The sequence below is a fragment of the Bacterioplanoides sp. genome (assembly GCF_965219715.1).
Taxonomy (GTDB): Bacteria; Pseudomonadota; Gammaproteobacteria; order Pseudomonadales; family Oceanobacteraceae; genus Bacterioplanoides.
The window spans coordinates 752,421-774,772 of sequence record NZ_OZ244785.1 but is presented as its reverse complement, the minus strand read 5'-3'; the positions used below and the strand labels follow the sequence as shown (position 1 = coordinate 774,772).

The window sequence follows — 22,352 nt, the reverse complement described above, 5'->3', positions numbered from 1 at the left end:
AAACCCGTGGTAAACTCTGCGATTTACTAGTTAGTGTAACAGGAACGCGATTTGTCCGAGGATAAGTCTTCTCAAGATCTTGATGTTACTCCGCCAGATGGCAATGAGAATTCGGACATCAGGCCACCCAAATGGAAAAAACGCCAGGATGCGGTATTTCTTTTACTGCTGGTAGGCTCGTTGTTGCTGTTGCTCGCGCTGGGCTCTTATTCCCCTGAGCAAAGTGGCTGGGCGGCTATTGGCCAATCATCCGGGTCTAACGCCGCCGGTCAGGTTGGTGCGTACATCGCCGATTTCCTTTTTCATGCCTTTGGTTTTCTTGCATTTGCATTACCCCTGTTGATCATTGCCAGACTGGGACTGCTTTTTCGACGACGTAAGAGCGATGTCGGGCATTGGTATGTTCGCCTCGTCGGTATATTGATAACAGTTGCCAGCTTGTGTGCGCTGGCAGACGTCAGTGTCTGGCAATCTGCCTGGCTACCGGCAGGCCCTGGTGGAGCACTTGGGCAGACGTTGATGGCGATGCTCTGGCCGTTGTTTGGTTTTGCTGGCTCTGTTGTTATAACAACCGCGACATTGGCGTTGGGTTTGGTGCTGTTTCTGGAATTTTCCTGGTTGGCGCTGTTTGAAAGCATCGGCGGCTTTTTGATGGGATTGCCGCAGCGATTTGTTCGTGAGAAGGCTTCCCGAGAAAGTGCTGAACCAAATCAGTTACCCGTTGAGGTGCCGGAAGCATCACAAGAGGTTACTGCTCCTGAGGGCGGCGAAGCAGAGAGCGCTGATAGTAGCCCTGAGAAACAGCGAGAAGGAGTGTTCGCACGCCTGAAACAAAAGATCAGGAGAAAAAAGGCGGCTGATGTAGCGCAGGACAATACTCTGTCCGAACACTCAGAGCGTGCTGAACCCCAGCTTTTGGATACAGAGAACTTCAGCTTTTCGCCTCAGGATGCAGGTGTGCCAGGTGATCCTGTTGCCGACTTGTCGCTCGACGGTAATTTTCACGATGTTCCACCTGTTGTCGATGACATTGTTGAAGAACCGATTGCGGACGTATCGAATGCTGCGGGAAAAGAAGCCGTTGAGGTCACTCGCAGAGAGAAGCAATCAAATCAACAGGAAGCTTCTGACACGCTTGCGAGTGGTTTGATTCCTAAGGTTGCAACCGCTAAGTCTCAGCAGGCCAGTAAGCCGGAGCTACAGCTGCTGAACGGTGGCGCTGCTCAGCAAGAGGTTGCAGACAAAGAAATTCCGATTCAGCCGTTGGAAAAGAAAGATACTGGTTTGTCTGAGCGCGCGACCCGTGAACTGCAGGGTAACTTATTTAAGTCTGATCAGCCGCTACCTTCGATCGCACTGCTGGATCCACCAAGAACGGATCAGGGGGCTGGTTTTGCTCCTGAGCGCTTGCAGGAAATGTCTCAGATGCTGGTGCAGAAGCTGGCAGATTTTGGCGTTAAGGTTGAAGTTACTGCCGTTGCGCCAGGCCCGGTCATTACTCGTTTCGAGATTCAGCCTGCACCAGGTGTGAAGGCCAGTAAGATCTCCGGCTTGGCACGCGATCTGGCGCGTTCCATGGCAATGGTTGCGGTACGTGTCGTAGAGGTTATTCCCGGTAAATCCGTTATGGGTATCGAGGTGCCGAATGAAAATCGCGCCATGGTTTGTATCTCTGAGGTATTGGCTTCAAAAGAATACGATAAGAGCAAGTCGCCCCTGACCATCGCGTTGGGCCACGATATTGGCGGTAATCCAATCGTAACGGATTTAGCTAAAGCACCACATATGTTGGTCGCGGGCACCACAGGCTCGGGTAAGTCGGTGGGTGTGAACGCGATGTTATTGTCGCTGCTATTCAAAGCGACGCCAGAAGAATTGCGACTGATTCTGGTCGATCCAAAGATGCTCGAATTATCAGTTTACGAGGGCATTCCACACCTTCTGACGCCTGTGATTACCGATATGAAAGAGGCTCACAACGGCCTGCGTTGGTCGGTTGAAGAAATGGAGCGTCGTTATCAGTTGATGGCTGCGATGGGCGTACGAAACATCGCGGGCTTTAACAAAAAAGTGAAAGATGCAATGGAGGCCGGAGAGTCGATTGTTGACCCTACCTGGCAAATTGATAAGTCATTTGATACCACGCCGCCAACGCTGGAGCCTTTGCCTTACATTGTGATCGTGATCGACGAGTTTGCCGACATGATGATGATGGTTGGCAAAAAGGTTGAGGAGCTGATCGCGCGGATTGCACAAAAGGCCCGTGCAGCCGGTATTCATATGGTTCTGGCGACACAAAGACCGTCTGTGGATGTCATTACGGGTTTGATTAAGGCGAATGTGCCGACCCGGATTGCATTCCAGGTTTCGTCAAAAATTGATTCCCGAACCATTCTTGATCAGGGTGGCGCGGAGCAGTTACTCGGTCACGGTGATATGTTGTTTATGCCACCGGGCAGTGCATTGCCTGAGCGTGTTCATGGTGCCTTTGTTGATGATGACGAAGTGCATCGGTTGGTTGCGGAATGGAAGCAGCGTGGTGAGCCTGAGTACATCGAAGAGATTACTCAAGGGAGCGAAGGTGACGGTGTTCCGGGAATGGAAGGTGGGGATGAAAAAGATGACCTTTATGATCAGGCGGTTGCCTTTGTCACTGAGTCGGGCAAATGCTCGATTTCCTCGGTTCAGCGGAAGTTGAGAATTGGTTACAACCGGGCAGCACGTCTGGTTGAAACGATGGAAGCGTCAGGGGTGGTTTCACCTCCGGCTCACAATGGTGCGCGGGAAGTCATTGCCCGTGCTGCACCGCAATAAATACACTTAAAAAGTATTAAATAAACTCAAAAACATTCAGCAACAGGAATGCCCAAAAATATGTTCACTCGTGTTATGTTGGTTTTCTCTTTTTTTATGTCTTCACTCGCATTGGCGGCTGATACGCAGAGCTCTGGTCTGAAAGAGTTTCTGGCAAAATTGCAGGGGATGGAGAATTTTCAAGCGGCTTTCGTTCAGACCTCCAGAGCTCAGGGTGGTGAGATCCTGCAGCAGATGCAGGGCACCCTCAGCGTCGCAAAGCCGGGAAAAATGCGTTGGGAAACTGAAGATCCTTACGCTCAGTTGGTGGTATCGGATGGCCAGCTTATCTGGGTGTACGATATGGATCTGGAACAGGTGACCATTCGCAATATGGATCAGCGGGTTCAGGAAACGCCGGCGTTATTGTTGAGTGGTGATACCGATCAGATTGATGCCAGCTTTGTGGTGAGTTATGAAGCCAGCGGCAAAAACTCGTTGTTTCAGCTGGTGCCTAAAGATCCAAGCCAATTGTTCCAGTCATTGGAATTCCACTATGAAGGAAAAATTCTGCAGCGCATGATGATTTTTGATGCCGCGGGCCAGGTTACAGAAATCGCTTTTAGCGAGCAAAAAGCCAACGAAGCGATCGATGAGCAGGCTTTTATCTTTGATGTGCCTGAGGGTGTGGATGTTATTGATGGCAGAAAGTCATTTTGATGACTGGCTATTTGATTAAGGTGAAATGCTGCTTTGACTGATGATTTGTTTGGCTCGGCAGAGCCAGCTTATGAGCCTCTGGCTTCTCGCCTGCGGCCAGTAACTCTCGATGAATACGTCGGTCAGGAGCATGTCGTTGGCCCTGGCACGCCGCTGCGCCGCAGCCTTGATAATGGTGAGCTGCATTCCATTATATTCTGGGGGCCGCCTGGAGTTGGTAAAACCACGCTGGCGAGGTTGATAGCGCATTACGTTGATGCAACCTTCCTGACAATCAGTGCTGTGATGTCCGGTGTTAAAGACATTCGCGAAGCCGTTGTGCGTGCTCAGCAAAGTCGTGCTGCAGGTCGTAAGACGGTTCTGTTTATCGACGAAGTCCATCGCTTCAATAAATCGCAGCAGGACGCTTTTCTGCCGTATGTTGAAGACGGGACTTTCCTGTTCGTTGGCGCAACGACTGAAAATCCATCGTTTGAACTGAATAATGCACTGCTGTCACGAGCGCAGGTGTATATTCTCAAAAGTTTATCACCCGAGCAGATCGAGCAGGTGTTAAACCAGGCTTTGCTGAAGCTGGATAAAGCTCCGGAAGTCGAATCGGAAGCTGTACGTCGTATCGCCCAGGTGGCGGATGGTGATGCCCGTAAATCTCTCAATTTGCTTGAATTTGCTCTGCAACTGGCCAAGGCAGAAAACCGACTTGATCTGGATGTGGTTGATCAGCTGCTGGCTAATAATCTGCGCCGTTTTGATAAAGGTGGCGAGGCCTTTTACGACCAGATTTCAGCACTGCATAAATCGGTCAGGGGGTCAGACCCAGATGCCGCTATGTATTGGTTTGTTCGCATGCTGGATGGGGGGTGTGATCCTTTGTACATCGCAAGGCGGGTTGTACGTATGGCGTCAGAAGATATTGGCAATGCCGACCCTCGTGCGCTCGATTTGTGTGTAAATGCCTGGGATGTGCAAACCCGCCTTGGAAGCCCGGAAGGTGAGCTCGCGATCGCGCAGGCGGTTACCTACCTTGCGTGTGCTCCGAAAAGCAATGCAGTGTATATGGCCTATAACAAAGCACGGGCGTTAGTGTCGGAGCAGCCCAGCTATGATGTACCGCTTCATTTACGTAATGCTCCTACCAAATTGATGAAAGAGTCCGGTTATGGCGCTGAGTATCGTTACGCTCATAATGAGCCGGAGGCGTTTGCTGCGGGCGAAAATTATTTTCCTGAAGAGATTCGACATACCCGACTATATGAGCCGACACCTCGTGGCCTTGAAGGTAAAATCGGACAAAAGCTGGAACACCTGCGTCAGCTCAATCAGCATTCTTCGCAACAACGATATGCTGATGATATGAGTCAGCCAACAGGATCACCGGAATCAGATTAAATGCCGTTACTTTGGATTGGATTGGGCGGTGCTCTGGGAGCGATGTCTCGTTACCTGGTTGCCACTGCGATCTTTAAATGGATGGATAAGCCTTTTCCCTATGGCACCCTGTCAGTGAACCTGATAGGCTCCTTCGCCATTGGCATAGCCTACATCTGGCTAGTGGAGCATCAGTGGGGCGGTGATCACCATAAGCAGTTAGCGATGGTGGGATTCCTCGGCGCATTTACCACATTTTCCACCTTTTCCCTGGAAAGTATTTCCATGTTGCAGCAAGAGCGCTGGCTGGCTGCATTCAGTTATATGGGAATCAGCCTGGCGGGATGTTTGTTCGCAACGCTGGCGGGCATGTGGCTATCAAAATCGATCAGTTAATTTTTTAAAAGATTCTTTAATTTTTCTGGAATAGTAGAAGCAGACGAATGCTGGACATCAAATTTATTCGCGACAATCTGGATCAGGTAAAAGCAGGCCTGGCGAAAAAAGGATTTACCTTTGACGATATCGAATTCAAGCGCCTGGACGAAGAGCGTAAGGCTTCGTTAACCAAGGCGCAGGCATTGCAAGCCGAGAAGAAAAAGGCGTCGAAACAGATTGGTGCGTTGATTGGCCAGGGCATGTCGCCAGAAGATGCCAAAGCTCAGGTGATGGGCAGCATTGATGCCGATATCACCGAAGCGGAAGCGGCGGCTAAACAGGCAGAGCAAACACTCCGTGAGCTGCTGATGAGCATTCCGAACGTTCCTCGTGACGAAGTGCCACACGGCAACGACGAAGAAGACAACGTTGAAGTATCCGTTTGGGGTGAGCCAACCCAGTACGCATTTGAAGCAAAAGACCACGTTGATCTGGGTGAGCCTCTGGGGCTGAGCTTCGATGCAGGTGCCACGGTAGCTGGGTCTCGTTTTGTTGCTATGTCTGGCAAGATGGCGCGCCTGCATCGTGCACTGGCTCAGTTTATGCTGGACACGCATAGTGAAGAGCACGGTTACGAAGAAACCTACACGCCTTATCTGGTCAATAAAGACGCTCTCGAAGGGACAGGTCAGCTGCCTAAATTCGAAGAAGATCTGTTTAAAATCCCGAATGCTCAGGGTGATAAAGATCTCTACCTGATTCCAACTGCGGAAGTACCGGTAACAAACCTGTTGCGCGAAACGATCTCAGTTGCAGACCTGCCGATTAAAAAAGTAGCGCATACGCCATGTTTCCGTTCAGAGGCGGGCAGCTATGGTCGTGATACTCGTGGCATGATCCGTCAGCATCAGTTCGACAAAGTTGAGCTGGTTCAGTTTGTTCAGGCTGGCCAGTCTGATGCCGCTCTGGAAGAGTTAACCGGGCACGCTGAAACCATTCTGCAAAAACTGAATCTGCCATACCGTAAAGTTATTCTGTGTGGCGGTGACCTGGGCTTCTCCGCCGCGAAAACCTACGATCTGGAAGTTTGGCTGCCAGGTCAGCAGAAGTACCGTGAGATCTCTTCCTGCTCAAACTTTGAAGATTATCAGGCGCGTCGTATGGGTGCCCGCTGGCGTAATCCTGAAACCAATAAGCCGGAACTGTTACACACCTTGAATGGTTCTGGTCTGGCGGTTGGCCGTACTATGGTTGCCGTTCTGGAGAACTATCAACAAGAAGACGGGTCGATTATTGTCCCTGAAGCACTGCGCCCATACATGGGTGGTCTGGAAGTTATCAGCGCTGCTTAATCGGCGCTTTTGCTCTACAGACGATTGATGAGAGATCAGATCTGATGATGAATTTACCCCTCGTACTCCGGGGGGATAATACCTCCTTTGTTGTGGTGGGTGGTGGCAATATCGCCCAGCGCAAAATCCGCACATTGATTGCTGCTGGTTCTACGGTATCAATCATTGCTCCCGAACTTCCTGCTGAATTACAGCAGCAGGTATCTGAGGCTGCTCAGGCTACCTGGCATCAAGCCATGGCCGATCAGCAGCTTGATTTCGGCAATGCTGAATACGTCGTGTTAGCGACTGATAACAGCGAGTTAAATCAGGCGCTGGCAGATAAGGCCCGGGCAGAAAATCGCAAAGTGTGTCGTGTCGATCAGACCAGCAGTAATGACTTTATTTTTCCGGCGGTGATTGACCGCTCACCGGTCCTAGTGTCTGTTTCTACCAGTGGCGCATCGCCAGCGTTAACGCGCTATCTGAAAGAGCGACTGGAAGCATTTCTGCCATTGGAATACGCGGATCTTGGCAAGCTGATGCAATCATTAAGGGATCGCATCAAACAAAAGTTGCCGGCAAGAGAACGTGCAGCATTCTGGCGTCGCTGGATTCACAGTAATGTGCCAGAACTGATTTTGTCGCGTCAGCATGAGCGTGCTGAAAGTCTGAGTGAAGCTTTGGTTGATGGTGCCGACTCTGCTGCGGGTGAAGCCTATCTTGTTGGAGCCGGGCCTGGTGATCCGGACTTGCTGACGTTTCGTGCACTGCGTCTGATTCAAAGTGCTGACGTGGTTTATTACGATCGCCTGGTGAATCCGAGAATTCTCGAGTTTATCTCGCCGGATGCTGAAAAATTTTATGTAGGTAAAGCCAAAAGTGATCACGCCGTGCCACAGGATGGTATTAATCAATTATTGGTTCAGTCCGCTCAAGAAGGTAAACGGGTATTGCGTTTAAAGGGCGGTGATCCCTTTATCTTTGGTCGTGGTGGAGAAGAGATCGAGGAGTTGGCAGCAGCAGGCATTCCGTTTCAGGTTGTTCCCGGAATTACCGCAGCCAGTGGTTGTGCGGCGTACTCGGGCATTCCATTGACTCATCGTGATCATGCCCAGAGTGTTCGGTTTGTCACGGGTCACCTTAAGGATGGCAGCTGCAACCTCCCTTGGAATGAATTGATTCATCCGCACCAGACTTTGGTCATTTATATGGGATTGACGGGTATTCCTCTGATTTGTCAGCAATTGATGGACCATGGCATGGCGGCAGACACGCCAATTGCGTTGGTCGAAAAAGGCACACTACCGGATCAGAAGGTTCATGTGTCGACCATCCGTGACATGCCGGAATACGTCGCAAACAACAGCCTTCAGGCGCCGACATTAACCATTATTGGTAGCGTTGTTTCACTTCACGATCGCTTGAATTGGCGTCAATAACTTAAACCGCTATCAATAGCGTCAAAAAATCGGTACTTCTACTGATATCTACTATGCTTATTCCCAGAGAGTAATAAAATCTATGGGAATGAGCATGAATCTCCTGAGTTCATTAAGCATCAAGGCAAAAATTCTGTCGTTAGCTGGCGTAGCCGTTATCGGGTTTATTATCAGCCTTGTGGTTAACGGCAACATCAACAGCGCTAACTCTGAGCGTCTGCAAAAAATTCAACAAACGTTTTTCCCGGTAGTTCAGGACTCCAAGTCAAACCTGGTGAGGCTTGAACAGATTAAAGAGCTGTTCTCTACTGCCGTCAGCACGGGGGAAATGGACTTTGTAAATAACGCTGAAAAGATTAAAGGCCAGGTCAATAACAGTCTCGATATGCTGGAGCGCATCTGGGCTGAACGCTCTGGTGATGTGACCGCCACACGCAATGCGTTTGAGGCTTACTTTTCTGCAGCAAAAGGGCTTTCAGCAGGGATGTTGCAGGGCACGCTTGACCCTTCTCAGATGCCTTCAGCCGTTCAGCAGATGAATACCAATCTGGAAAAAGTGAAAGCGCTGATGGAGACCTATTCAGAGGCAGGCTTGGCGGCGTTTAACAGCACAGTAGATGAATCTAACCAGGCTGCTCAAAACGCCACGTCTGTTGGAGTAACCATCACTGTCGTCACGGTTGCGGTTTTAGCATTTTTTGCCTGGACCACCAGCTCGGTGATTGATACTGCGCTTAAACGTCTTGTTCGTTCATTAAAAGGTATTGCAACCGGTGATGGGGATCTGACCCAGCGTATTGAGAAAACCTCAAATGATGAGTTGGGAGATGTTGTTGATTGGTTCAATCAATTTGTCGACAAGCTGCATCAGAACATCGGAGAGGTTGTGAGTTCGACCCGGCCATTGGCTGGGGTTTCAGACGATCTTGGAAGCCTGACCAGTAAGACATCTCAAATTGCGGCGAGTCAGAATCAGGCCACCGAAGAAGTGTCCCGTGTTGTGGAAGATATGGTGGACAGTGTTAAAGAAGTTTCCGGTAACGCTAACTCGGCGGCAAAAGCTGCAACCGAGGCCGACGTTGCAGCCAAAGAAGGGCGTGCCATTGTGAGCGAAACCGTGGCCAGCATTAATGGCCTGGCCGGAGAAGTGGAGCGTGCCAGTGACGTGATTCGTCAGTTGGAAGCGGATACTGCCAACGTCGGTAGCATTCTAGACGTGATTAAAGGCATTGCGGAGCAGACAAACTTACTTGCACTGAATGCTGCTATTGAAGCTGCTCGTGCTGGTGAACAGGGGCGTGGCTTTGCGGTGGTGGCTGATGAGGTTCGTACTCTGGCGTCCCGTACCCAGGACTCGACTCAGGAAATTCAGGCGGTTATTGAGCAGCTTCAGGGTGCGGCTCAATCAGCAGTCTCTGTGATGAGCGAAAGCCAGGATCGGGCGCAGAATAGTGTGTCACAAGCGGCGCGCACCGACGAAAGCCTGCAGGCAATCACTGAGAAGGTAGGATCGATCAGTCAGATGAATTCACAGATTGCCAGCGCAACTGAGCATCAGGAGCAAGCGGCTTACAGCATCAAAGACAATGTGATTGGTATTAAAGACAGGTCTGAACAGGCGATGAGCAGTATGACCCAGGTAGAGGCAGCGAGTCGCTCGCTTACCGATATATCCAGACGGCTGCAGAAAGTAACCGATCAGTTTAAGGTGTAATGCGAGCCCAGATTGTTCGCCGATAAGCATCAAATAAAAAGCCCGGCAGAGTAGCCGGGCTTTTTATTGTCTGAATTTCTACCAGGAATATTACAGGCGCTTGGTATCGCGCTGTTGCCATGCTTGTTCGCAGCGTTTTAACGCGGAATCAAAGTCGCTGTTTTTTTCGATGGCACACAAGGCGAGAGCGGCAGTCTTTAACACGGCCTGGCTGGCATAACGGCTTGTCAGTTCTCCACGCCAGAAATCCAGCAGGTGTTGAGGGGAGGGATCGCCGGGTTTGTCTTCAAACAGGCTTTGATCATTGGCAATGGAAATCTCACCCTGTTCGCCGTTAAAGCAGTACTGAGCAATACACTTGCGCTCCGGGTTGACCTCAAATTCACCGCCTTCACCTTTAATGACGAGAGCATCATGGCCCAGTTGCTGAGCCGCATCGCAATGTAAAGCGCGGTAATTTGGATGGAAAATTCCCTGAACGCTGGGGATATGGTCTGGCGAAACGGTTTTTAAAACGGTGTTGATCGGCGAGCGAACGCCTAGGACTGATTTCAGCAGCAGCCAATCCTGTAGATTTGGGTTAATGGCGGAGCAGGGCAGGTATGCCAGGTTATGCTGCGCAAATTCTTCTGCAGACTTCAGTTGTGGCAGCCCAAATTGATCAAATACCTCGTGCAGGTAAACACGACCTTCAGTATGAGACAGGCTGCCATGGAACAGAATTTTATAGCCCATTTCACTCAGCAGCAGAGCGGATAGCAGCGACCAGAATGGTTGGCGGCGTTTACCAGCGTAGCTGGCCCAGATCAGATCGGCTTCCAGCGTATCGGGTAAATATTCATTGATGGCTTTAGCGAAACCGGCAATTTCCTGAGAATCTTCTTCCAGAACGCGCATCAGCATAAAAATGGCACCGAGCTGTTCCGGGTGGTAGTTGCCTTTCAGCATATTGCTCATGGTGTAATGCGCTTCTTCGAGGGTCATGTGCCGGCTAGCATTTTTACCCCGGGCCAGAATACGAACGTATTCGGCTAAATCGTGCTTTTCCATCAAAACTTCTCGGTTATAAACAATTTTCAGGACGTGGCAGTCCTGCTATTTTTGCCGCTATTTTTGCCGGGCTACCAGGGAATAGCCGGAGCAGGTAAATGCTGCTGGCTTTATCTGCACCCAGATGCAGTTTGAGATATTTGCTCAACGGGCGCATCGCTGGAGAAACATCAAACTCCTGATAAAACGAACGTAATGCGTTCAGGATTTCCCAGTGGGCTTCGGTTAATGAAATACCTTCGGATGCAGCGAGTTCATCAGCAACTGCGCTATTCCAGTCGTCCAGGTTGGCTAAAAAGCCGTCTTTGTCGGTTTCAGGGATCATATCAAAAAGTCAGTTGATGTTTGCTTTGGGCGATCAGGGCATAGCTCTGTTGTAATGGGATTTGCTCGACATTGTTTACTAATTCGGCATCCGGTTGTTCATTATCTTTTGCGGTAAAAAAATAAACCTGATCACAATCGTACATCGCCAATGCCTTAATCAGCTTATCAGCTGCTTTGCCGCCGGGGCGCTGTGGCGCTTGATTCTTAATTAACCAGCTGAGTCCTTCACCAGAAAAAACCAAAGCAACCTGTTGTTCGAATGCTGCGCAGGCCATCGCCAGCTCCAGTGGCTCCAGGTCCAGTGTTGGCTTACTGGTAATGTGTATCAGCAGATCAATATCCTGCGCTTCGGACTGTGGAGCCTCAATCGGTTTAATGTGCGGGAACTGAACAATACGGTCGCTGCTGATCACCGCTTCTGCCATTTCACCCAGTCCGGTAAGTTCGAATTGATCCGCCAGATTGGCCTGGCGATCGTAACGTTGTGCTTCTTCTTCATTAAAGATACCGCGACGCAAGCTATTGGCGATGCAGCTTTGTAGTGCGAAGCCACGTTCACTGGCGAGCTCCTGCCAGAGCTCCATAATACTGGCCTGGCCTTGTATCGGTTGTTGGTTTTTCAAACCGGCCAGAGTGGCATCCTGATAAAAGAAGACTCGTTCGAGTAGCTCTGTGGTGGGCAGGTTACGAATGTAATCCATGGCCTGCAGGTGGCTATTAAAGGTAAAAGGGCTTTGATTCAGGAAAATCGAGGTGCGAGCCATGATAAAAACTCTGTTTGGACAGCCTGTATGATAATTGCCCGTAATCCTGAAAGAAAGAAACGATCCAGCAGAAAAGCGTATCGCATTGATTTAATGAACTTTTTTTAAAATAAGTGTTGACGTAAAAAATTCTCAGGGTATTATACGTCTCGCGTTCGGAGGGATGGCTGAGCGGTTGAAAGCACCGGTCTTGAAAACCGGCATAGGTTAATAGCCTATCTAGGGTTCAAATCCCTATCCCTCCGCCATATTCTAAAAGGCCTGCTCATTGAGCAGGCCTTTTTCATTTCTGCTTCTTAAGTTTCTTCTTAGCCTCAGTTATCCAAAACTTTTATCTTTCGCGTACGGCTTTTGTCATGCTTGTTTGTTGTGGCGAGCAATAGAGCTTGTTAGAGCGGCTAGCTGAGATGCCTGAAAAGCACCACTTCGTAAGAAGTCGAAGTGGCAATATCAATTGAGTGCAGAGAGAAGAAGAAAACTCGACCAGGTAAATAACAGGCTGATAACCAGCCATTCGGCCTTAATCAGGCGGGTCAGGTGATTCGAGCGCAGATCAGGTATCGGAAACGACTGCTTGCTTGTTTTGATCCAGCCGCTCCAGCGTTGCCAGCGACGGCGAATACTGGAAAGCATCTGGTGTTGCTGAGTGCCCAGTTCGGAATGTGGTGCCTGGGTGCCTGCCATACTGTCTTCGCTTCATCTGCTGACTTTCTTACAGCATGCCGACAAAGCGAAAGCAGAAATAGCGTGTTTGTGTGTGCGAATGTTTCGCAACGTAATCGGGGCTGATGCTTTTTTACTGCATTGCCCGAATGTAGCTGACTACCGATCTTGCCAGAGCGTTCAAATCGTAACCGCCTTCTAATAAAGACAGTACCGGAGTATTGCGATTGGCGGCAATTTCACCAATCCAGTTGCCCAGCCAGGTGTAATCGTTATCTTGCAGGTTCAGCTCTGCCATGGGATCAGCCTCATGGGCATCAAAACCTGCCGATACTAATATCAGCTCTGGTGCAAACTTGCGGATGGCGTCATCCCAAGCATCGGTCACTTTGTCTCGAAATTCCTGACTGCCGGTGCCTGCGTCCATTGGTACGTTCAGAACGTTATTGTGCAGGCCGACCTGATAGTGAGAGTTTGGATAGAACGGGTGCTGAAAGCTGGAGCAGATCAGAAAGCGCTGGTCGTTTGCCAGGATGTCAATCGTACCGTTGCATTGATGGGCATCAAAGTCGATGATCAGCACGCGCTGAAGGTGGTGTATATCAGCGGCGCGTAAGCCGCAAATGGCGATATTGTTAAAGAAGCAAAAGCCTTTGCTTTTTTTGTGTTCGGCATGATGGCCGGGCGGGCGGACGCCAACGAAAGCATTGCAATGCTGGCTGTCGCGATGCAATACATCGTCCAGTGCCTGGGTGCATGTACCTACTGAATACAGTGCCGCTTCCAGAGAGCCGGGGGCCATTGGTGTGTCTTCATCAACATAAATATGACCTTGCTCAGGTTGTATCAGTTGCAATTGGTCATAATAGCCGTGGCTGTGAGCTCGCAAAATATCCGGTGTATGAGCCATACTTCCCTGAATAATGTCCAACTCTTGCCATAACCCGGATTGTTTCAGGCCCTGCTCAATGGCAAGTAGGCGCATGGCATGCTCGGGGTGGTCGTCACCGGTATTGTGAGCAAAATGCTGTTCGAATGTATAATAGGCAGTCGTCATAATGCGCTTGCTTTAGTAATTTTCGTCAGTGTAACCGCGTTACTACTGTACGCAACTAAACTTATGGATCACTTGATATGGGTACACGTTCGTTAGAACTCTTCTTTCAACCTACCAGCATTGCCGTCATTGGTGCTTCGGAACGACAGGGGAGTCTCGGCGGAGCCATCGTACAGAATCTGCAGAGTGGTCAATACAGCGGACAAATAATCCCGGTCAACAGTCGTGGGTATAAATCCATTTATGGCTTGCCTGCGTTGTCCCGCATTGGTGAGCTGGATTCAGTTCCTGATCTGGCAATTATTTGTACTCCAGCGGATACCGTCCCCAAAATTATTAAGCAGTTGCATAAGAAAGGTGTCGGTGCCGCGATGCTGTTAACTGGCGGTATCGCCCGGGCGCGCTCCTGGCAGTTTCGTCCGTCTTCTGATCGCCTCGATCAGGTGATTGAGCAAACCCGCATGAGAATCCTGGGGCCAGATTGTCTCGGGATGGTTGTGCCGTGGCGTAATCTGAATGCCAGCTTCCTGCATGTTCCGGTTAAAAAAGGCAATATTGCCTACATCGGGCAGTCGGGAACCTTGGCGTCTGGCGTCATGGATTGGGCCTACAGCCGTAATATTGGTTTTTCCCACGTATTAACTCTGGGTAAAAGCCAGGACGTTATTCTGCCGGATCTGATCGATTACATCGTACAAGAACCTCATGTGCGTACGATTCTGATTCAACTTGATGAAATCGGTTCGGGTAAGGCGCTGGTGCGTTCATTGCGCGCAGCTTCTCGTCATAAGCTGGTGCTGGCAGTTAAAAGCAATCGCTTTCAGGAAAGTCCGCTCAATCGTATTGAGACTCCAAAGGGCCTGCGTAGCCGCGATACGCTGATCGATGAAACGCTGGCGCGCGCTGGTGTTCTGCGTGTGTCTGCCACCGATGAATTATTTGATTGTGTTGATGCCCTGAGTCCACGGCGTGAAAACTTTGGACCGCGACTAGCGATTGTTGCCAATGGTCGTGGGCCTGCCATCCTGGCCATGGATCGCCTGATTCACGATAACGGCCAGCTGGCTGAGTTATCTTCTGATACCCGCACTCATTTGCGTGGGTTATTACCGGAATACGTTAAGACCGACAATCCGGTTCTGCTGAACCCGGAATTAAAAGCACAACAATTATCCGCAGTGGTCAGCACCATCGTTCGTGATCGCGGTGTCGATGCCGTATTGGTTGTTCATATTCCAAGTCTTGGTTCTGATCCAATGGAAAATGCTAAGGCGCTGGTTGAGGTGTCAAAGAAAACGCCAAAAACCATTCTTACCAGCTGGATGGGTGAATACACCGCCGAGCCGGTGCGTGAGTATTTTGATAAGCACGGTGTACCAACATTCGACACTCCTGATAACGCCATCAAGTCGTACATGTATATGGTGCAGCATCAGAGAACCCAGGACTTGCTGCGAGAGACCCCGGAAAGTCTGGAAATTCCGATTTCATCCGCTCATGAAGAGGTCGATGCGGTCATTCGCAAAGAGCATCGTCCGGGAGATTACCTGTTACCTAATTACGCCTGGGATTTGCTCGAAGCGTATGGCTTTGCCATTTCGGAAAACCATTACAGCCCGGATATGGCGACGATGCTGGAGACGGCGGACGACATCGAAAAACCATGGGTGTTGCGTGTTCATCACCGCGACTACCTGTATCCGTTTGCTTACGGCAATAACCCTCGCGAACGTCTACGTGCGGTAACCCGTGAACTCTATAGTAAGCAGGAATTGCTGCCGGCAGCTGAGAAACTCGAATCAGCCATTGCAGCTGCTTTTCCAGACAGCCCGGTGCTGGGTTATACCGTGCAGAAACAATACCGCGCGTTGGACAATCTGCAGTTTTCCTTCGGTATTGGTCGTGATCGTGAACTTGGTCCTTATATCTTTTTTGGTGGCGGAGGCTCGACCGCAGATATTCTGGTGGATCGCCAGGTTGCCTTGCCACCGTTAAATGCCAATCTGGCGGAGAAGCTGATTAAGCGCAGTCACTTCTATCGTGTCCTCAACGAGCGCTCCGATAATATCGAGCGTGAGTTGGTAACCCTGGAGCGTTGGTTGGTGGCACTGTCACACATGGCATTGAATCATCCCTGGCTGGCAGGTTTTGAAGCCAATGCCATTCGTCGTCAGGTTGGACGCTATCGGGTGATTGGTGTGGCGGGTGAGGTTGGCCACCCATTAAAGAGCGCCATATTGCCGTACCCGGTCGAGTTGGAAACCTTGTATGAAAGCAAACAGGGTAATGGTTATCGTATACGCCCGATTCGGGGTGAAGACGAACCGCTGCTGCAGGCTTTCTACCAGCGACTGAGCCCGGAATCATTGCGATTGAGATTCTTTACGGCACGCCGACAGTTCGATCATAAAGAGCTGGCGCGCTTTACCCAGATTGATTACGACCGGGAAATGGCATTTGTTGCCATGCGCGATGGTAAGTTGTACGGCGTCGTGCGGGTCTGGATTGATCCGGATGATGTGACCGCTGAGTACGCAGTGATCATCGATGACGATTGTCGTGGTGAAGGACTGGGGCATCGATTGATGAGCGAAATTATTGAATACCTGAAAAATCGAGGGGTATTGCAGATAATTGGTACAGTATTACCGCATAACTCTGGTATGCTCAAACTCTGTGAACGTCTTGGTTTCAGCTTGCATACCAATATGGAAGAAGGCGTTGTTGAAGTTGGTAAAAATTTGAACCCGTTAAAATACGGGTGGCAACGCAAAAAAATGTTGCCTTTGTCATGATGCAATAACACGCGTTGATTAAACTTATAATAATTACAAACAAACCGTTTTAGTGTGGTAGCGGACAGACAGTAAAAGTGAGGTAGTTACCTTTGATTAAGGTTTTGGTCGTTGATGATCACGAATTGGTTCGCTCAGGAATATCGCGAATCCTTGCTGATCAGAATGGCATTGAGGTGATCGGAGAGGCCGCAAGTGGGGAAGATGCGGTCCAGTTCGCCAAGGAAACTCCGCCAGATATTATCCTGATGGATATTCGCATGCCAGGCATCGGTGGCCTGGAAGCAACCCGGAAAATTTTACGTCAGAACCCTGATGTGCATGTGATTGCCGTGACCGCGTGTGACGACAATCCGTTCGCCTCGCGGTTGTTACAGGCTGGTGCCAGCGGCTACATCACCAAAGGTGCTGATGCCGCAGAAATGTATAACGCGATTCTCAAGGTGAAGACCGGACAAAAATACATCAGTCCTGAAATTGCCCAGCGTATGGCGTTAAAGCCGTTTCAGCAGGATCAGACATCGCCGTTTGATGAATTGTCTGAACGGGAAATGCAGATTGCATTGATGATTGTTGGCTGTCAGAAAGTTCAGGCTATCAGCGAAAAGCTCTTCCTCAGTCCGAAAACAGTGAACAGTTACCGCTATCGCATCTTTGATAAACTCGATATTGAAAGTGACGTTGAATTAACGCTACTGGCAATGCGCCATGGCCTGGTTGATCCGGGTACAGTTGATTCCGGTGCCTCCGCCTGATGGCGGAGTTTGATATTGCGGCATTCCTCCAAACCCTGAGCCAACGTGCCGGGGTTTATCGTATGTTCGCAGAAGATGGCGAGCTGCTTTACGTCGGTAAGGCTAAAAATCTCAAAAATCGTGTTTCCAGCTATTTTCGCGCCCGGGGTCTGAACACCAAGACCGTGGCTCTGGTCAGTCATATTCATCATATCGAAGTGACGGTGACGGCTAATGAAGCGGAAGCACTCCTGCTTGAGCAAACATTAATCAAGCAGCATAAACCCCAGTACAACATCCTGCTGAAAGACGGTAAGTCGTATCCGTTCTTGCATTTATCCGATCACGATTATCCATTGCTTGCTTATCGTCGCGGTAAGCGTAAAAAAGACGGTCGTTATTTTGGCCCGTATCCCAACAGCGGTGCGGTGCGTGAAGCACTGAATCATTTGCAGCGACTGTTTATGCTGCGTTCTTGTGAAGACTCCTACTTTAATCATCGCAGCCGGCCATGCTTGCAGTATGAAATTAAACGCTGTTCCGGACCTTGTGTTGGCAAGATTTCAAAAGATGATTATCAGCGTGATATCGAGCACGCGCGCCTGTTCTTACAAGGTAAAAGTCGCGAGTTAATTCAATTGCTGCAGGATGAAATGCAGCAAGAAGCGGAAAAACTGAATTTTGAACGCGCCGGAGAATTACGCGATCAGATTGAAATGATGCGCCGCATTCAGGAAAAACAATTCGTCGATGGTGGTTCGGGTAATGCTGACGCCTGGGGGATTGTCGACTGGCAGGAAATCATTTGTATTCATCGTCTGACATTCCGCAATGGTCGCCTGACATCAAGCCAGAATTTTTACCCTGAGAATAAAGCGGGCGAAGAATTGAACGAATTGCTGACCGAATTTATCAGTCAGTTTTACCTTGCCGACCATGCCGTTGATGGTTTGCCTAAAGACCTGATTCTGGATGTTGAGAAAGAACAGGTAGAGCCACTGCTTGAAGCTATTCAAATACATTTCCAGAAAAAAGTTCAACACTCTTTGGGATTACGGGGATCAAATCGTCAGTGGCTGCATATGGCTCAGGAAAATGCCCGCACCGGTGCCCAAACCAAAATTTCCGGGCGTCAGGCGGCATTAAATAAACTTGAGAAAGTTGCTGATCTGCTGACCTTGCCAAGCGTGCCTAGGCGCATCGAATGTTTTGATATCAGCCATTCCAAAGGCGAAGCAACCTATGCCTCCTGCGTTGTTTATGGTGAGGAAGAAGGCTTAACAAAATCACGCTATCGTCGTTTCGCCATTAAAGGCGTGGCAGCCGGAGATGATTACGCAGCACTTGATCAGGCGGTAACCAGGCACCTGACACGGTTAAAAGAACAACAGGATTTGCCCGATTTATTATTAATTGATGGTGGTAAAGGGCAGATTAACCGAATTGCTGATGTACTCATTGGTCTGGAGCTGGAAGATAAGGTGGCTGCATTTGGTATTTCCAAGGGTGAGACGCGAAAATCAGGCTGGGAATTTCTATGGGAAGCGGATGCAACTCGCCCTATAATGCCCGACGCTCACGATGAAGGTTTTCGCCTACTGCAGATGGTTCGCGATGAAGCGCACCGTTTTGCTATCACCGGCCATCGTAAGGAGCGAGCAAAAAGCCGTGGTGAGTCCGGCTTGGAAAAATTACAAGGCGTCGGCCCGAAGCGTCGGCGAGAGTTGTTGCTGCACTTTGGCAGCTTAAAAAATATGCGCAGTGCGCGTCGCGAGGAACTGGAGAAGGTTCCCGGAATCAGTAAAAAGCTTGCCGGACAAATATTTGCCCAATTACATGGTGAATAATTTTCGCGCGGTAAGCATCAGGAGTAGAAAGACATGAATTTGCCAAACATCCTTACCCTGGGCCGTATCATCATGATTCCAATGATGGTGATCTGCTTCTACTGGTTGGGTGAAGAAGGGAAGTTGTGGGCAGCACTGTTGTTCTGGTTGGCCGCGGTGACCGATTGGTTTGACGGTTACCTCGCCCGCAAGCTGAATCAGAGCACGCCTCTGGGAGCATTTCTTGACCCTGTGGCTGATAAGCTGATTGTGGCGGTGGCGTTTATTCTGTTGGTCGAGGAGTTCTCCACCATCTGGCTGACCATTCCTGCAATGATTATTGTTGGTCGTGAGATTGTGATCTCTGCTCTGCGCGAATGGATGGCTGAGCTGGGTAAGCGCGCCAGTGTTGCGGTTAGTTATGTTGGTAAGGTGAAGACGTTCCTGCAGATGTCAGCGATTTTCTTCCTGATGGCCGGTGGCGTACATCCCTACGTCGAAATTGTTGGTTGGATCTCTCTGTTTGGTGCATCCATCCTTACTATCTGGTCGATGTTTGTGTACCTCAAAGCGGCCTGGCCAGATTTGCGTGCCAGTAACTGACGATTACGTTACTCGCTGGTGCTAGTTGGTTGATTCTCAAACAAATTCATAAAAAATTCGCTAAGTGCTTAAAAAGTAAGAAAAAACAGTTGACTTCAGGAACGTAATCTCTAAAATGCGCTCCATCGTTTAGCGGGAATAGCTCAGTTGGTAGAGCACGACCTTGCCAAGGTCGGGGTCGCGAGTTCGAATCTCGTTTCCCGCTCCAACTTCTCTCTGGGAAGTTCAATCGATAATGGCGCGATAGCAAAGAGGCCATGCCGCGGATTGCAAATCCGCTGACGCCGGTTCGAATCCGGCTCGCGCCTCCACTTATTAAGTGATCGATTAAAACGATAGATTCCTGGCAGTGACATACTGCATCGACTTTTCAGTCGACCCCGATGCCCGGGTGGTGGAATTGGTAGACACAGGAGACTTAAAATCTCCCGTACTTAGTACGTGCCGGTTCAAGTCCGGCCCCGGGCACCATTTTATAACCCTCCTTTTCTTATATCTTTTGTACTCCAAACAACCAGTTTTGTTCTCTGTTTAGCTCTATGCTGCTTGAATTTTTGCGGTCGATTTTCTGCCGCCCAGCTTTATTGTGATAGTTTCCATGGTTATTCCACGATGTACGAATATTGTCAGATGCACTCTCGGAATAATTCGAACGTATCGGTATTAGGTATGGATTTAATGGCAATTGGTAGCAATTAAAGGGTTGTTGGTTGATGATCTGTTCACTAAAAGAGGCGACGGATTTCGCCGATAGGACTGATTATGAGTATTGCATTGGAACGGATTCTATCCAACCTTGAAAAACTTCAGATTTCTCAGAGCTCTTTGGATGTTGTCAAAGCAAGTTGTGATCAGGCTGCAGAGCTTCACAGTACAAAAACTAACGGGCGGTTAATTCCGAGACCGAGTGGTAGTGAAAAGCTTGATGAAGCCATTGTTTCTGTTATAGCTTCTGGGTTGGGCAGCTTTATCATAAGAAAAAGAATTAAAAATTTGATTCGTGAAATATACCTCACTGGGGATTTCGATTTATTCCTTGAGAGTTGTGAGGCGCAACCAGTTCATAATACTGAGTAGTGTTAGTAATATATAAGACTTATGATTACTGATATTCTTTGCTTCAATTAAGTTTTAACTGGAAGTGTCGATGTTTAAACGGATTTTCTTCTTCCCTTTTTTGCTTGCCCGTTTCACTGCAAACGCTGAGCAACTTAACAGCGACTACTGGCTGGAATTAAAAGGCTTTCCTGGATATCAGTCTTTCTTCTCTATTTACAGCAATAAAGAAAGCCGCGGCTGGCAAGCCACATACCGCAAATATGAAATAAACCCCCTTGGTTCGCAGGCGTTTACCGAAGACCGGGAAGGTAACGAATTTGATCCGGCAATGACTGGATTTTCAGCGTCTTACCATCTCCAGTATTCTGGAAGGTATGGCTGGTTTCGGCCGTATTTGGGGGTAGGCTATTTTTCTGGAACCTGGCGCTTTGATTGTAAGAATATAAAAGTTCAAGGCTCACGTACTAATACCGATCGTTGTGATCGAAAGGATCTGGATGATCCTGGCATCGTAGTCGGAATTGATGTGATATTGGGTAGCCATCGCCGCGCTGGAATTGGTCTGTATTTAGATTCTTTCTATACCGCTGGTGAGTTTCAAAGCCACGTGGGAATAGCCTTTCCCTTCAATGCGACAGGTGTTCTTGGGGCTATCGCGAGGTAGGCTTTCGATATGGCAGTTTGATTCTGCCTGGTTAAGCTACAAGGTGCTTCAGCTTATCGTTTGCTGGCGGTAAAATTACGGAAACTACTACAAAAGCATCCGTGATGAGCCTTTTCGATTATATTGAACCCGTTTTCCGTCCTCCGTCCGAAGGGCGGTCTCTGATATTGCAGGTTACCAATGGTTGTTCCTGGAATAACTGTACCTTTTGCGATATGTACACTCAGCCGCAGAAAAAATTCCGAGCGAAGAAAGAAGAAGAGATCATCGAGGAATTAAAAGAAGCTGCGGCTGTCGGTCCGCGCTTTGAAAAGATCTTTCTCGCCGATGGTGATGCGATGGTTCTGTCGTCACGGAAACTAATCACTATTCTGGAGGCGATCAAACAATATACGCCCTGGGTTAAACGGGTTGGTGCGTATTGTCTGCCGCGTAATATCCGCAAGAAATCCGTTGAAGAACTGCAGCAAATGCGGGAGCTTGGCTTGGGTATTTTGTATGTCGGCGCTGAAAGTGGCGATGATGAGGTGCTGGAGTTTATTAATAAAGGCGAAACGTATCAGTCGACGCTGGATGCACTGGTTAAGATCAAGCAGGCTGGAATTAAATCCTCGGTGATGATCTTAAATGGCATGGGTGGTGTTAAGTACAGTGAGCAGCATGCACGTAATTCCGCACTGCTAATGAACGAAGCTCAGCCGGATTTTCTGTCGACCCTGGTTGTGAGTTATCCATTGGGTGATGAGCGTGTAAAGCAGGGTTTTAATGGTGAATATCAGTCGCCGGATCAGATGCAGCTGTTCAAAGAGCTGCGTTTATTGATTGATACCCTGGAGCTCGAAAAGACGGTATTCCGTAGCGACCATGCGTCGAACTATCTGCCGCTAAAAGGCAATCTTGGTGACGATAAAGCAACTATGCTGGCGCAGCTGGATGAGGCGATGGCGGGGCGTATTGCTCTTCGCCAGGAATGGCAGCGTGGTTTGTAACACTTCTATAATGCCGCTTGGTGGTGTGGATTTGTTTTAAAGCAGCAGCAGGATGTTGCGGTAGCATCTAGCCGC

19 protein-coding genes and 4 tRNA genes are annotated in these 22,352 nt (G+C 49.3%); 18 read left to right on the top strand and 5 right to left on the bottom strand.

Annotated elements, in window-relative coordinates; translation table 11 throughout:
* The first annotated feature begins 51 nt into the window (after positions 1-51).
* From ACOQOZ_RS04075 to ACOQOZ_RS04045, 7 genes are all read left to right on the top strand, one after another.
* Positions 52-2,814 (top strand): DNA translocase FtsK, encoded by a 2,763-nt coding sequence (locus tag ACOQOZ_RS04075; protein WP_420591002.1) that lies wholly within the window; start codon positions 52-54, stop codon positions 2,812-2,814.
* Between the two features lie 60 nt (positions 2,815-2,874).
* Entirely contained in the window at positions 2,875-3,513 is a 639-nt protein-coding gene (lolA, locus tag ACOQOZ_RS04070; protein WP_420591001.1) for an outer membrane lipoprotein chaperone LolA, read from the top strand.
* A gap of 33 nt (positions 3,514-3,546) precedes the next feature.
* A complete protein-coding gene (locus ACOQOZ_RS04065) occupies positions 3,547-4,902 on the top strand; it encodes a replication-associated recombination protein A (RefSeq protein WP_420591000.1) in 1,356 nt (451 codons plus the stop codon).
* Positions 4,903-5,277 (top strand): fluoride efflux transporter CrcB, encoded by a 375-nt coding sequence (gene crcB / locus ACOQOZ_RS04060; RefSeq protein ID WP_420590999.1) that lies wholly within the window; start codon positions 4,903-4,905, stop codon positions 5,275-5,277.
* Positions 5,278-5,324: 47 nt separating this feature from the next.
* Positions 5,325-6,611, top strand: coding sequence for a serine--tRNA ligase (gene serS, locus ACOQOZ_RS04055; protein WP_420590998.1), 1,287 nt, complete (start codon positions 5,325-5,327; stop codon positions 6,609-6,611).
* A 44-nt stretch (positions 6,612-6,655) separates the two neighbouring features.
* The gene (gene cysG / locus ACOQOZ_RS04050; protein ID WP_420590997.1) at positions 6,656-8,032 is read left to right on the top strand and encodes a siroheme synthase CysG; all 1,377 of its coding nucleotides are present in this window, start codon (positions 6,656-6,658) and stop codon (positions 8,030-8,032) included.
* A 94-nt stretch (positions 8,033-8,126) separates the two neighbouring features.
* Positions 8,127-9,746: a methyl-accepting chemotaxis protein gene (locus ACOQOZ_RS04045; RefSeq protein ID WP_420590996.1), complete on the top strand. Its 1,620-nt coding sequence runs from the start codon at positions 8,127-8,129 to the stop codon at positions 9,744-9,746.
* Positions 9,747-9,836: 90 nt separating this feature from the next.
* Here ACOQOZ_RS04045 and ACOQOZ_RS04040 read toward each other — a convergent pair whose 3' ends face one another.
* The 3 genes from ACOQOZ_RS04040 to tusD are packed head-to-tail and all read right to left on the bottom strand — an operon-like array spanning position 9,837 to position 11,887.
* Positions 9,837-10,796 (bottom strand): glycosyl transferase family protein, encoded by a 960-nt coding sequence (locus tag ACOQOZ_RS04040; RefSeq protein ID WP_420590995.1) that lies wholly within the window; start codon positions 10,794-10,796, stop codon positions 9,837-9,839.
* Between the two features lie 13 nt (positions 10,797-10,809).
* Complete coding sequence (locus ACOQOZ_RS04035) at positions 10,810-11,121, bottom strand: TusE/DsrC/DsvC family sulfur relay protein (RefSeq protein WP_420590994.1); 312 nt, start codon at positions 11,119-11,121, stop codon at positions 10,810-10,812.
* Position 11,122: 1 nt separating this feature from the next.
* Positions 11,123-11,887: a sulfurtransferase complex subunit TusD gene (tusD, locus tag ACOQOZ_RS04030; protein ID WP_420590993.1), complete on the bottom strand. Its 765-nt coding sequence runs from the start codon at positions 11,885-11,887 to the stop codon at positions 11,123-11,125.
* Between the two features lie 157 nt (positions 11,888-12,044).
* Between tusD and ACOQOZ_RS04025 the strand changes: the two genes are divergently transcribed.
* A tRNA-Ser gene (locus tag ACOQOZ_RS04025) sits at positions 12,045-12,135 on the top strand.
* Between the two features lie 202 nt (positions 12,136-12,337).
* Here ACOQOZ_RS04025 and ACOQOZ_RS04020 read toward each other — a convergent pair.
* Both ACOQOZ_RS04020 and ACOQOZ_RS04015 read right to left on the bottom strand, forming a co-directional pair.
* Positions 12,338-12,571 carry a hypothetical protein gene (locus ACOQOZ_RS04020; RefSeq protein ID WP_420590992.1) on the bottom strand — a complete coding sequence of 78 codons (234 nt, stop codon included), beginning with the start codon at positions 12,569-12,571 and terminating at the stop codon, positions 12,338-12,340.
* A 112-nt stretch (positions 12,572-12,683) separates the two neighbouring features.
* On the bottom strand, positions 12,684-13,607 hold the full coding sequence (locus ACOQOZ_RS04015) for a histone deacetylase family protein (protein ID WP_420590991.1): 924 nt from the start codon (positions 13,605-13,607) through the stop codon (positions 12,684-12,686).
* Between the two features lie 77 nt (positions 13,608-13,684).
* Between ACOQOZ_RS04015 and ACOQOZ_RS04010 the strand changes: the two genes are divergently transcribed.
* From ACOQOZ_RS04010 to ACOQOZ_RS03965, 10 genes are all read left to right on the top strand, one after another.
* The gene (locus tag ACOQOZ_RS04010; RefSeq protein ID WP_420590990.1) at positions 13,685-16,402 is read left to right on the top strand and encodes a GNAT family N-acetyltransferase; all 2,718 of its coding nucleotides are present in this window, start codon (positions 13,685-13,687) and stop codon (positions 16,400-16,402) included.
* 92 nt (positions 16,403-16,494) lie between these two features.
* Entirely contained in the window at positions 16,495-17,157 is a 663-nt protein-coding gene (gene uvrY, locus ACOQOZ_RS04005) for a UvrY/SirA/GacA family response regulator transcription factor (protein WP_420590989.1), read from the top strand.
* Positions 17,157-18,983, top strand: coding sequence for an excinuclease ABC subunit UvrC (gene uvrC / locus ACOQOZ_RS04000; protein ID WP_420590988.1), 1,827 nt, complete (start codon positions 17,157-17,159; stop codon positions 18,981-18,983). Before uvrY ends, uvrC begins: the two co-directional genes overlap by 1 nt.
* 33 nt (positions 18,984-19,016) lie before the next feature.
* The gene (pgsA, locus tag ACOQOZ_RS03995; RefSeq protein WP_420590987.1) at positions 19,017-19,565 is read left to right on the top strand and encodes a CDP-diacylglycerol--glycerol-3-phosphate 3-phosphatidyltransferase; all 549 of its coding nucleotides are present in this window, start codon (positions 19,017-19,019) and stop codon (positions 19,563-19,565) included.
* Positions 19,566-19,697: 132 nt separating this feature from the next.
* Positions 19,698-19,773 (top strand) — tRNA-Gly (locus ACOQOZ_RS03990).
* Positions 19,774-19,802: 29 nt separating this feature from the next.
* Positions 19,803-19,876 (top strand) — tRNA-Cys (locus tag ACOQOZ_RS03985).
* A gap of 74 nt (positions 19,877-19,950) precedes the next feature.
* Positions 19,951-20,036 (top strand) — tRNA-Leu (locus ACOQOZ_RS03980).
* 291 nt (positions 20,037-20,327) lie between these two features.
* Positions 20,328-20,642: a hypothetical protein gene (locus ACOQOZ_RS03975; RefSeq protein WP_420590986.1), complete on the top strand. Its 315-nt coding sequence runs from the start codon at positions 20,328-20,330 to the stop codon at positions 20,640-20,642.
* A gap of 70 nt (positions 20,643-20,712) precedes the next feature.
* A complete protein-coding gene (locus ACOQOZ_RS03970; RefSeq protein WP_420590985.1) occupies positions 20,713-21,288 on the top strand; it encodes a hypothetical protein in 576 nt (191 codons plus the stop codon).
* A 104-nt stretch (positions 21,289-21,392) separates the two neighbouring features.
* On the top strand, positions 21,393-22,277 hold the full coding sequence (locus ACOQOZ_RS03965) for a radical SAM protein (RefSeq protein WP_420590984.1): 885 nt from the start codon (positions 21,393-21,395) through the stop codon (positions 22,275-22,277).
* Positions 22,278-22,352: the final 75 nt, after the last annotated feature.